This is a genomic window from Vibrio sp. R12-SG2-ISO1 (assembly GCF_059834045.1).
In genome coordinates, this window is the sequence record NZ_JCBDGO010000027.1 from 67,559 (window position 1) to 79,462 (window position 11,904).

Annotated in this window: 8 protein-coding genes, 2 tRNA genes and 1 rRNA gene; 8 read left to right on the forward strand and 3 right to left on the reverse strand. The window is 50.6% G+C overall.

Features of this window, described 5'->3' with window-relative positions; translation table 11 throughout:
* Positions 1-97 precede the first annotated feature (97 nt).
* Positions 98-1,459, forward strand: a complete 1,362-nt coding sequence (glmU, locus tag AC6R10_RS17935) for a bifunctional UDP-N-acetylglucosamine diphosphorylase/glucosamine-1-phosphate N-acetyltransferase GlmU (protein WP_334555546.1) — start codon at positions 98-100, stop codon at positions 1,457-1,459.
* Positions 1,460-1,508: 49 nt separating this feature from the next.
* Here glmU and AC6R10_RS17940 read toward each other — a convergent pair whose 3' ends face one another.
* Positions 1,509-2,249, reverse strand: coding sequence for an amino acid ABC transporter permease (locus tag AC6R10_RS17940; RefSeq protein ID WP_500673101.1), 741 nt, complete (start codon positions 2,247-2,249; stop codon positions 1,509-1,511).
* A 142-nt stretch (positions 2,250-2,391) separates the two neighbouring features.
* Here AC6R10_RS17940 and AC6R10_RS17945 point away from each other — a divergent pair, with 142 nt between their 5' ends.
* Positions 2,392-3,114: a transporter substrate-binding domain-containing protein gene (locus AC6R10_RS17945; protein WP_500673104.1), complete on the forward strand. Its 723-nt coding sequence runs from the start codon at positions 2,392-2,394 to the stop codon at positions 3,112-3,114.
* 62 nt (positions 3,115-3,176) lie between these two features.
* On the opposite strand, the gene fadA is transcribed toward AC6R10_RS17945, so the two are convergent.
* Complete coding sequence (gene fadA / locus AC6R10_RS17950; RefSeq protein WP_500673102.1) at positions 3,177-4,352, reverse strand: acetyl-CoA C-acyltransferase FadA; 1,176 nt, start codon at positions 4,350-4,352, stop codon at positions 3,177-3,179.
* A gap of 12 nt (positions 4,353-4,364) precedes the next feature.
* Positions 4,365-6,536, reverse strand: a complete 2,172-nt coding sequence (gene fadB / locus AC6R10_RS17955) for a fatty acid oxidation complex subunit alpha FadB (RefSeq protein ID WP_500673103.1) — start codon at positions 6,534-6,536, stop codon at positions 4,365-4,367.
* Positions 6,537-6,797: 261 nt separating this feature from the next.
* Here fadB and AC6R10_RS17960 point away from each other — a divergent pair, with 261 nt between their 5' ends.
* The 6 genes from AC6R10_RS17960 to AC6R10_RS17985 all read left to right on the forward strand — a co-directional run bounded on the left by AC6R10_RS17960 (position 6,798) and on the right by AC6R10_RS17985 (position 11,899).
* Positions 6,798-7,424 (forward strand): YigZ family protein, encoded by a 627-nt coding sequence (locus AC6R10_RS17960; protein ID WP_500673105.1) that lies wholly within the window; start codon positions 6,798-6,800, stop codon positions 7,422-7,424.
* A gap of 42 nt (positions 7,425-7,466) precedes the next feature.
* Positions 7,467-8,924: a TrkH family potassium uptake protein gene (locus AC6R10_RS17965; RefSeq protein WP_334555553.1), complete on the forward strand. Its 1,458-nt coding sequence runs from the start codon at positions 7,467-7,469 to the stop codon at positions 8,922-8,924.
* A 9-nt stretch (positions 8,925-8,933) separates the two neighbouring features.
* Positions 8,934-9,458 carry a menaquinone-dependent protoporphyrinogen IX dehydrogenase gene (gene hemG, locus AC6R10_RS17970; RefSeq protein WP_334555554.1) on the forward strand — a complete coding sequence of 175 codons (525 nt, stop codon included), beginning with the start codon at positions 8,934-8,936 and terminating at the stop codon, positions 9,456-9,458.
* A 542-nt stretch (positions 9,459-10,000) separates the two neighbouring features.
* Positions 10,001-11,554 (forward strand): 16S ribosomal RNA (locus tag AC6R10_RS17975).
* A gap of 87 nt (positions 11,555-11,641) precedes the next feature.
* Positions 11,642-11,717 (forward strand) — tRNA-Glu (locus AC6R10_RS17980).
* Between the two features lie 106 nt (positions 11,718-11,823).
* Positions 11,824-11,899, forward strand: a tRNA-Lys gene (locus tag AC6R10_RS17985).
* The last annotated feature ends 5 nt before the right edge of the window (positions 11,900-11,904 follow it).

The following is an 11,904-nucleotide window of genomic DNA, read 5'->3' on the forward strand; positions in this document are numbered from 1 at the left end:
AATTTTTAACGGAAAATTTTCCGATTTCATTAACTAATCGTCGATTAGTGTCTAGAATACCCCTCAAGTTTTTATGACAACATCTATAGGTAATTTCATGAAGTTTAGCGCGGTGATTCTCGCGGCGGGCAAAGGGACTCGCATGTACTCTAACAAGCCAAAGGTACTGCATACCCTAGCGGGTAAACCCATGGTGAAGCACGTGATTGATACTTGCTCTGGGCTCGGCGCGCAAAACATCCACCTCGTCTATGGCCACGGTGGCGATCAAATGCAAGCTGAACTGAGCCAAGAGTCGGTGAACTGGGTATTGCAAGCGGATCAATTGGGGACAGGTCATGCGGTGGATCAAGCATCGGATCAGTTTCAAGATGATGAAAAGATCCTGGTGTTGTACGGCGACGTGCCTTTGATCTCCGAAGAGACCATTGAGAGCCTGTTGGATGCGCAGCCTACCGGCGGTATCGCGCTCTTGACCGTTGTATTAGACAACCCAACAGGCTACGGCCGTATCGTCCGTAAGAATGGCCCTGTTGTGGCGATCGTTGAACAAAAAGATGCCACCGAAGAGCAGCGTCAAATCAAAGAGATCAACACAGGTGTGATGGTCGCGACAGGCGGCGATCTTAAGCGCTGGTTATCAGGCCTCAACAACCAAAACGCGCAAGGTGAATATTACCTCACCGACGTGATTGCGGCCGCGCACGACGAAGGACGTGCTGTCGAGGCGGTTCACCCAGTCAACCCTATTGAAGTGGAAGGGGTCAACGATCGCAATCAGTTGGCGCGCTTAGAACGTGCCTTCCAATCCATGCAAGCTCGCAAGCTGCTTGAACAAGGCGTGATGCTGCGTGACCCAGCACGTTTTGATTTGCGTGGTGAGCTGCAATGCGGTATGGACTGTGAGATTGACGTCAATGTTGTGATTGAAGGTAGCGTCTCTCTTGGCGATAACGTAGTGATTGGCGCTGGGTGTGTGCTCAAAGATTGCGAAATCGACGACAACACCATTGTGCGCCCATACAGCGTGATTGAAGGTGCTACGGTCGGTGAAGAGTGTACCGTTGGGCCATTTACTCGTCTTCGCCCTGGCGCAGAGCTGAAGAAAGATGCCCACGTTGGTAACTTTGTTGAAGTGAAAAACGCGCGTCTTGGTCAGGGTTCAAAAGCCAACCACCTCACTTATCTTGGCGATGCTGAGATTGGTGAGCGCACCAACATTGGCGCGGGTACGATTACGTGTAACTACGATGGCGCAAACAAGTTCAAAACCATCATCGGCAACGACGTGTTTGTTGGCTCAGACAGCCAGCTGGTGGCACCTGTAACGATTGCTGATGGCGCGACTATAGGTGCAGGCACGACGTTGACGAAAGACGTTGCACAAGGTGAGTTAGTCATCACTCGCGCTAAAGAGCGCAAGATTACAGGCTGGCAGCGTCCGGTGAAGCAAAAATAATTGTCGATGCTCAGTTTCAAAGCCGCTTCATTGAAGCGGCTTTTTCGATCTATAGGCTTGGAATCGCAATGCGCTTTTCTAGCCAGCGCACAGCTTGAGAGACCAATAAGATAAGCAATAGATATTCGAGCACCAAAAAGGTGTAAATCTCCAAAGGTAAGTATTCGGTGACCACCAGCTCGTTCGCTCTGCGGGTCAGATCGCTCAGACCAATGACACTAACCAACGAACTCATTTTGAGGATATAGACAAATTGGTTTCCCAGTGGCGGCAAAATCTGACGGAAGGCTTGTGGCAATATCACAAAGCGCATGGTCTGCCAGTAACCGAGTCCTAACGATTCAGAGGCTTCGCGTTGACCTCGGCTAATGGCTTGAATACCACCGCGAAAGACTTCCGCCATAAACGCGCTTTCGGCGATCGTCAGGGCTATCACGCCTGCCCAGAAATGGTTTAAGGAAAGATCGAGTAAGGTAGGCATCCCATAATAGACCCACAGCAGCAAAACGAGCACCGGGACTGAGCGTACGCTTTCGACATAGAGACGATTAAACCAACGTAACACTCTCAGGTTAGATAAGGCAGGCATCGCGACCATCAAGCCAAGGCTCATCGCGAGCAACATACTGAGCAAGGAGATCTGCACCGTCTCACCAAATCCACCCATCAAAAACAGCACATTTGCTCGGCCTTGCTCGGTGGTAGGATCGAGTACATACCATCCCCATTGATAGTCACTGCAGCCAGTCAGCAGCAGCGTAGTGATCAACACCCATACTTTAGTGGTCACATTACACCTTGTTTAGACTAGAAAATCCGTTTCTTACTGCTATGTTAACAATGAAAGTGGAATTCGTGTAATCACTAAGGACGATAAAATGAAATCGATCATCTGCGCACTGCTCATCAGTCTGTTTTCGCTCCCGCAAGCGATGGCTCAAGGCAGTCGCCTCCATCAGATTTTAGACTCAGGCGTTCTGCGTGTCGGGACGACCGGCGACTGGAACCCAATGACGATGAAAGACGCGGCGACCAATAGTTATCGAGGGTTTGATATCGATGTGACCTCCGAATTAGCTAAAGATCTAGGTGTCAGTGTTGAGTTTGTCGCCACTGACTGGAAAACCTTGGTCAATGGCGTGACTGCCAACAAATATGACATTACAGGCAGTGCGTCGCTCAATATGTCTCGCGCTAAGGTCGCGGGGTACAGTCAGCCCTATTTTTATCTCGCTTTTGTTCCGGTTGTGCAGAAGAAAGACCTGGAGCGCTTCTCTGACTGGTCTGATTTTGACTCGCCTGACGTTAAAGTGGCGGCCACATTGGGTACCGTGCAGGAAAAAATGGTGAAAGCGTTTTTCCCTTCTGCGCAGCACATTGTCATTGAAGCGCCCGCTCGTGATTTTCAAGAGCTATTGGCGCGTCGCGCGGATGTCTCGGTGACCTCGAACGTGGAAGCTGCGACCTTGGTCGAGAAGTTTCAACAGTTGGCGATTGTGCCTGTCAAAGAGGCAAGAAAGCCTACCCCGATCGCGATGCTGTTACCCCAAGATGACCAAGTATGGATCAATTACATTAATCACTGGGTTGAGTTGAAGAAAACCCAAGGATTTTTCAAACAGACCGCCGAAAAGTGGGGGCTGAAAACACTTTAGTGTAATAGGTATAGATAGTAAAAGAGCCGCAAAGCGGCTCTTTTGACATTATTTGACTCGCCCTAGGGGCGTTCAAACACGGTTGCGATACCTTGACCTAGACCGATACACATGGTCGCTAATCCGTATTTGGCATCTTGCGCTTCCATAAGATTGATCAAGGTGGTCGAGATGCGTGAACCTGAGCAGCCTAATGGGTGACCGAGAGCGATAGCGCCGCCATTAAGGTTGACCTTTTCATCCATCACGTCCAGTAAGCCGAGATCTTTCGCAACAGGCAGAGCCTGGGCGGCGAAAGCCTCATTGAGCTCAACCACATCCATATCATCAATAGAGAGGCCAGCGCGCTTGAGGGCTTTTTGTGTTGCAGGTACAGGTCCGTATCCCATGATGGAAGGATCGCAACCGGCAATCGCCATACCTTTGATGCGAGCGCGAATGGTGAGACCAAGCTCTTTGGCTTTCTCCTCACTCATGATCAACATGGCAGAGGCGCCATCAGACAGAGCGGAAGAGGTGCCTGCAGTGACGGTACCGTTGGCAGGGTCAAACACGGGGCGCAACTGAGACAGACCTTCGACCGAGGTTTCTGGACGAATTACTTCATCAAAGTCGAGGGTAAACAGTGTGCCGTCTGCGGCGTGACCTTCGGTTGGAAGAATCTCGTTCTTAAAACGGCCTTCGACCGTGGCTGCGTGAGCTCTTGCGTGCGAACGTGCCGCGAACGCATCTTGCTGCTCACGACTGATCTGGTGCAGTTTGCCGAGCATCTCCGCGGTGAGACCCATCATACCCGCCGCTTTCGCTACGTGTTTTGACATGCCTGGGTGAAAGTCGACGCCATGATTCATTGGAACGTGCCCCATGTGCTCGACACCACCAATCAGGCAGATCTCTGCATCGCCTGTTATGATGGCGCGCGTGCCATCGTGCAGCGCTTGCATTGAGGAGCCGCACAGACGGTTAACCGTCACGGCACCAATCTCAATCGGCAGCCCTGCGAGGAGCGCAGCGTTACGGGCAATATTGAAGCCTTGCTCAAGGGTTTGTTGCACACAGCCCCAGTAGATGTCTTCAATCTCGCTTGGGTTCACCTGCGGGTTACGGGCCAAGATGCCTTTCATTAAATGTGCCGATAAATCTTCTGCACGCGTATGGCGGAATGCGCCGCCTTTTGAACGTCCCATCGGAGTACGTAGACAATCGACAACGACGACGTTTCTGGTGTGGGTAGTCATGCTGAAATCTCCTTAGATAGAACTTTGCTGCTGTTGGCCATAGAAGGTCTCGCCTTTTTCAGCCATGGTTTTGAGCAGTTTTGGCACCTGGTACATCGCACCCAGATCCGAGTATTGCTGCGCCATTGCGACAAACTCAGCAATGCCCACACTATCGAGATAACGGAACACCCCACCACGGAACGGAGGGAAGCCAAGACCATAAACCAGCGCCATGTCCGCTTCTTGAGGAGAGGCGATGATGCCCTCTTCAAGACACAGCACCACTTCGTTGATCATTGGAATCATCATGCGTTGAATAATGGTTTGGTCATCAAACGCTTGCGACGATTGCGTCACTTCAGCGAGCAGCGGTAACACATCATCACTGAAGGTTTTCTTCGGTTTGCCTTTTCTATCGACGCTGTAGCTATAGAAGCCACTGCCGTTTTTCTGGCCGTACTTGTTTGCATCAAACAGCGCATCAATCGCATCACGATCTGATTTACCCATACGCTCTGGGAAGCCTTGCGCCATGACGGCTTGAGCATGATGTGCCGTATCAATACCGACCACATCGAGCAAGTAAGCAGGGCCCATCGGCCAACCAAATTGACGCTCCATGACTTTATCGACTTGGGTGAAATCGGCCCCATCACGCAGTAGCAAGCTAAAGCCGCCAAAGTAAGGGAAGAGCACACGGTTGACGAAAAATCCCGGGCAGTCATTGACGACGATCGGGGATTTGCCCATTTTAGCCGCATAGGCGACCACGCGGTTGATGGTGTCGTCTGAGGTGTGTTCACCACGGATGATCTCGACCAATGGCATGCGGTGTACTGGGTTAAAGAAGTGCATACCACAGAATTTGTCTGGGCGAGACAGCGACTTCGCCAGCAAGTTGATTGGAATAGTCGATGTGTTCGAGGTGATCACCGTATCTTCGCTCACCTGCTGCTCAACTTCACTTAGCACGGCGGCTTTGACTTTCGGGTTTTCAACCACAGCTTCGACGACAACATCGGCTTGCTCAATGCCCGCGTAGTGCAAGCTTGGTGTGATGGAAGCAAGGATGCCCGCCATTTTGAAGCCATCAATACGGCCACGTTCAAGCTGCTTGTTGAGTAGCTTAGAGGCTTCGGTCATGCCCAGATCCAGTGATGGCTGAGCAATGTCTTTCATTAGCACCGGTACCCCTTTGAGGGCGGATTGGTAGGCAATACCGCCGCCCATGATGCCTGCGCCAAGTACCGCAGCTCGCGCCGTGGCTTTGTCGGCCGATTTTTCTGCTTTCTTGGCAATCCCTTTGATGTATTGATCGTTCAAGAACAGGCCAACTAACGCCTTCGCTTCCTCGGATTTTGCCAACGTAATAAAGTGTTTACGTTCAATGGCCAGCGCTTCATCGCGCGCAAAACCTGCGCCTTGTTCGATGGTCTTGACCGCCGTCATCGGCGCCGGGTAGTGTGGGCCTGCTTTCTGGGCGACTAACCCTTTGGCCATGGTAAAGCTCATCATAGATTCGAGCTTGCTGAGCGTCAGCGCGGAGGTTTTTTGTTTACGGCGAGCTTGCCAGTCGATTTTCTCATTGACGGCTAGGGTGAGCGTGCTCAGCGCAGAGTCGTAAAGTGTCTCAGAGTCGACGACGGCGTCCAACAATCCGATCGCGAGTGCTTCGTCTGCACGGCAGGCTTTGCCTTGAGTGATCACTTCCATCGCGCTGTCTGCGCCGATCACGCGCGGTAGGCGAACACAGCCACCAAAGCCTGGCATGATGCCCAGTTTGGTCTCAGGTAGGCCGATGCTAGTGGTTTTATCGCCAATGCGCATGTCGGTAGCGAGTACACACTCACAACCGCCACCTAAGGTGTGGCCTTTGACCACAGAGACGGTCGGCACTGGGAGATCTTCAAGCTTATTGAAGATGCTGTTGGCGAATTGGAGCCACGTATCGAGCTCTGCTTCTGGTTTGGCAAACAAACCTAAGAATTCGGTGATGTCGGCGCCAACAATGAACGCGTCTTTGTCTGAAGTCAGCAGCAGACCTTTAAGACCTGAATGTTGAGCGAGGGCATCGAGCGCCTTATCGAGAGACTCGAGTGTGGCGAGATCGAGTTTGTTAACGGATTGTGGAGAGCAGAAACAGAGTTCAGCTAACCCGTCGTTTAATTCCTTTACCTGTAGGGTGTCGGCTTGGTAAATCATTGTCTATCTCCATGACATACAATCGTGGATTGCGTGTTGATCTCGCGAACCGGTCGTTATGGACCACGCAAGATTAACTAGGAAAGTTGTTATATTTATTGCTCTGGTTAGACCAGAGAACTTAGTGTGGATCGCTCATTGGACAAATTCAATACATTTTTCAAACAAGTGTTTAACATTGTGCGCTTGAACAAATCTTAGACGACGCGCAAACCGCTCTCATGTTAGACTCACGCCAGTTTGCCAAGACTTGCTATGCCCATGAATGATCACCCTTATTTAATTCCCTTGCTGCCTGCGGTGTTTGAAGAAGAGATAAAGAAGAGCGTCTTTATCACCCAGCTCGCCCACACACCAAGTATCGACAGTGCCAAGGCGTTTATCGAACAAGTGAGACGGGCGCACCCCAGAGCTCGGCACCATTGTTGGGGTTTTGTCGCAGGGCGACCGGAAAATTCCATGCTGTGGGGATTCAGTGATGATGGTGAGCCATCGGGGACAGCGGGCAAACCCATCTTGGCTCAATTATCCGGATCGGGCGTCGGTGAAGTGACGGCGGTCGTCATCCGTTACTCAGGTGGCATCAAGCTGGGGACGGGAGGCTTGGTCAAAGCCTATGGTGGCGGTGTGGGGCAAGCGCTTAAGTTGCTTCAAACAATTGAGAAAAAAATCACCACAAACTTGCGACTGGAGTTAGACTATGGCTTCCTGCCTATTGCGCAGGCGATGCTACCGCAATTCAATGCCGTGGAAGTATCGGCCGAGTACAGCGATCATGTCGTGCTGGTGGTAGAGATAGAGCGGAGGGATGCCGCTGTGTTTACCCAGGCGGTCATCAATAAAAGTGGCGCCAAAGCTAACATCACCTCTTTCGATGGAAAACAATGATAATTAGGAAGTCTGAAGCCAAGCTTCAATAGTCGTCTCTGTATGCAATTTCGTTCAATTATTCGCATCGTCGGCCTACTGCTGGCCCTATTTAGCGTCACCATGCTGGCGCCTGCTTTAGTCGCACTCATCTATCGAGATGGTGCGGGCGTGCCCTTTGTCTCCACCTTTTTTGTTTTGCTTGCCTGTGGCGCAGTGTGTTGGTTTCCGAATCGTCGTCATAAACATGAATTGAAAGCGCGTGATGGCTTTCTGATTGTGGTGCTATTTTGGACGGTACTGGGCAGTGCAGGGGCGCTGCCTTTTTTAGCGGCGGATTACCCCAATGTGTCGGTGACCGATGCGTTTTTTGAATCATTCTCTGCGCTGACCACGACAGGGGCCACCGTCATTGTTGGGCTGGATGAGTTACCAAAAGCGATCCTTTTTTATCGTCAGATACTGCAATGGTTTGGTGGCATGGGGATCATCGTGCTCGCGGTGGCGATATTACCCGTGCTGGGTATCGGTGGTATGCAGCTTTATCGCGCGGAGATCCCAGGTCCAGTTAAAGATACCAAGATGACGCCGAGGATTGCAGAAACCGCGAAAGCGCTTTGGTATATCTATCTCAGTTTGACGATCGCGTGTGCACTTGCGTTCTGGTTGGCCGGCATGACGCCATTCGATGCGATCAGCCACAGCTTTTCGACTATCGCGATCGGGGGCTTCTCTACTCATGACGCCAGTATGGGGTATTTCGATAGCTACGCCATCAATATGATCACTGTGGTGTTCTTGTTGATTTCTGCCTGTAACTACTCACTTCACTTTGCCGCCTTTGCTTCTGGCGGTGTGCACCCTAAATATTATTGGAAAGATCCCGAGTTTCGCGCATTCCTCTTTATTCAAGCGCTGCTCTTTATCATCTGTTTCCTCGTGTTATTGAATCATCACTCTTACGACTCAAAATACGATGCGTTTGACCAAGCGCTGTTCCAGACGGTTTCGATTTCGACAACAGCAGGCTTTACCACCACAGGATTTTCAGAGTGGCCGCTGTTTCTTCCCGTCCTATTGCTGTTCTCCTCTTTTATTGGTGGTTGCGCCGGTTCGACCGGTGGTGGGATGAAGGTGATCCGTATCCTGCTATTAACACTACAAGGCGTGCGAGAGCTCAAACGTCTGGTTCACCCAAGAGCGGTGTACACCATTAAAGTCGGCGGAAGTGCTCTATCACAACGAGTCGTCGATGCCGTGTGGGGATTTTTCTCTGCCTACGCATTGGTCTTTGTGGTTTGCATGCTGGGTCTTATTGCGACTGGCATGGATGAGTTGAGTGCCTTCTCCGCAGTGGCCGCCACGCTCAACAACTTAGGCCCGGGTCTTGGCGAAGTGGCGCTCCACTTCGGCGATGTAAATGATAAAGCCAAATGGGTGTTGATCGTCTCTATGCTGTTTGGGCGTCTCGAAGTGTTCACTCTATTGATTCTGCTGACCCCTACCTTTTGGAAAAGTTAAAGGAAGTCCATGTCAAAAGCGCTGTTTCTCTATTCTTCCCGTGAAGGGCAGACCAAAAAAATTCTCCACACCCTGCAACAACAATTGGACATGGAGTGCGACATCATCGACCTCCACCTTGTTGATCAGGTCGACTTTGCCCCCTATGAGCGCGTGCTGGTCGGGGCCTCTATTCGTTATGGCCACTTAAATAAGCAACTGTATCGTTTTATTGAGCGAAACCTCGATCAACTGCAGCAGCACAAAGCAGCATTTATTTGTGTCAATCTGACCGCGAGAAAAGAAGCGCAAGGAAAGGACACCCCAGAAGGGAGTGCGTACATCAAAACCTTCCTCAGCAAATCGGCTTGGCAACCCAGTCTGATAGGTGTTTTTGCCGGGGCGCTGCGTTACCCACGTTACAATTGGTTCGATAAAACTATGATTAAGTTCATTATGTCGATGACAGGCGGTGAAACCGATACAACCAAAGAGGTGGAATACACCAACTGGGAAAAAGTGCGCTTATTTGGTGAAAAGTTTAAAAATATGTAAAGCAAACGCTCACTTATAACGCTTTGAGGTGATGTTTTAATCGAATGGCAAAAAAATGCCATTTTTTTTGAAAAAGGGGTTGCCAAGTATCATCGGATATCTATAATGCCCCCTCGCTGACACGGCAAGGCTCCATTAAGGATACTCACCGTAACAGCAGGTCTAAAAGCCCAGCAAAAATTGCTGAGAAAAGTTTGAAAAAAGTGGTTGACACTAAAACTTAAATCGCTAAAATGGCCGTCCGTTTCGAGTGAGCCTAACGGCAAGTGAGAAGCACCTAGCTCTTTAACAATATAAACCTATCAATCTGTGTGGGCACTCGTTGATGATAATCCAATTAGAAATTTCTCTTAATAAAGAGCGGTTTCAAATTAGGTTTCAATGAACTGAGTGACCATTCGAATTGGGAAGCAGCCTTGAGCTGTTTTGTTTTACTTTTTCAAAAGTGAAAACCAATAAGAGCACAGTCAATTCAAGTTTTCTAGGAACTAGCTTCTAGTCACTAGGAACTTATCAGTATTCATTGAGCCGAACAAAACTTTAAATTGAAGAGTTTGATCATGGCTCAGATTGAACGCTGGCGGCAGGCCTAACACATGCAAGTCGAGCGGAAACGACTTAACTGAACCTTCGGGGAACGTTAAGGGCGTCGAGCGGCGGACGGGTGAGTAATGCCTGGGAAATTGCCCTGATGTGGGGGATAACCATTGGAAACGATGGCTAATACCGCATAATAGCTTCGGCTCAAAGAGGGGGACCTTCGGGCCTCTCGCGTCAGGATATGCCCAGGTGGGATTAGCTAGTTGGTGAGGTAAGGGCTCACCAAGGCGACGATCCCTAGCTGGTCTGAGAGGATGATCAGCCACACTGGAACTGAGACACGGTCCAGACTCCTACGGGAGGCAGCAGTGGGGAATATTGCACAATGGGCGCAAGCCTGATGCAGCCATGCCGCGTGTATGAAGAAGGCCTTCGGGTTGTAAAGTACTTTCAGCAGTGAGGAAGGTGGGTGTGTTAATAGCGCACTCATTTGACGTTAGCTGCAGAAGAAGCACCGGCTAACTCCGTGCCAGCAGCCGCGGTAATACGGAGGGTGCGAGCGTTAATCGGAATTACTGGGCGTAAAGCGCATGCAGGTGGTTTGTTAAGTCAGATGTGAAAGCCCGGGGCTCAACCTCGGAATTGCATTTGAAACTGGCAGACTAGAGTACTGTAGAGGGGGGTAGAATTTCAGGTGTAGCGGTGAAATGCGTAGAGATCTGAAGGAATACCGGTGGCGAAGGCGGCCCCCTGGACAGATACTGACACTCAGATGCGAAAGCGTGGGGAGCAAACAGGATTAGATACCCTGGTAGTCCACGCCGTAAACGATGTCTACTTGGAGGTTGTGGCCTTGAGCCGTGGCTTTCGGAGCTAACGCGTTAAGTAGACCGCCTGGGGAGTACGGTCGCAAGATTAAAACTCAAATGAATTGACGGGGGCCCGCACAAGCGGTGGAGCATGTGGTTTAATTCGATGCAACGCGAAGAACCTTACCTACTCTTGACATCCAGAGAACTTTCCAGAGATGGATTGGTGCCTTCGGGAACTCTGAGACAGGTGCTGCATGGCTGTCGTCAGCTCGTGTTGTGAAATGTTGGGTTAAGTCCCGCAACGAGCGCAACCCTTATCCTTGTTTGCCAGCACTTCGGGTGGGAACTCCAGGGAGACTGCCGGTGATAAACCGGAGGAAGGTGGGGACGACGTCAAGTCATCATGGCCCTTACGAGTAGGGCTACACACGTGCTACAATGGCGCATACAGAGGGCGGCGAACTTGCGAGAGTAAGCGAATCCCAAAAAGTGCGTCGTAGTCCGGATTGGAGTCTGCAACTCGACTCCATGAAGTCGGAATCGCTAGTAATCGTGGATCAGAATGCCACGGTGAATACGTTCCCGGGCCTTGTACACACCGCCCGTCACACCATGGGAGTGGGCTGCAAAAGAAGTGGGTAGTTTAACCTTTCGGGGAGGACGCTCACCACTTTGTGGTTCATGACTGGGGTGAAGTCGTAACAAGGTAGCGCTAGGGGAACCTGGCGCTGGATCACCTCCTTATACGATGATTATCGTTATGAGTGTCCACACAGATTGATGGTTTATAAAGTTTAAGAGAAGAAGAGTTCCCAAACTCTTCAATCCAGTGTCCCGTTCGTCTAGAGGCCTAGGACACCGCCCTTTCACGGCGGTAACAGGGGTTCGACTCCCCTACGGGATACCATCTTTCTCGTTTATGCTGCGTTAGATTGCGCGTTGTGTACTGATGTACACGGCCTTACAATCTGCCTTGCCTAAACAAGAAAGAAAATCTTCTTTAATGAAGATATGGGTCGTTAGCTCAGTTGGTAGAGCAGTTGACTTTTAATCAATTGGTCGCAGGTTCGAATCCTGCACGACCCACCATTTTC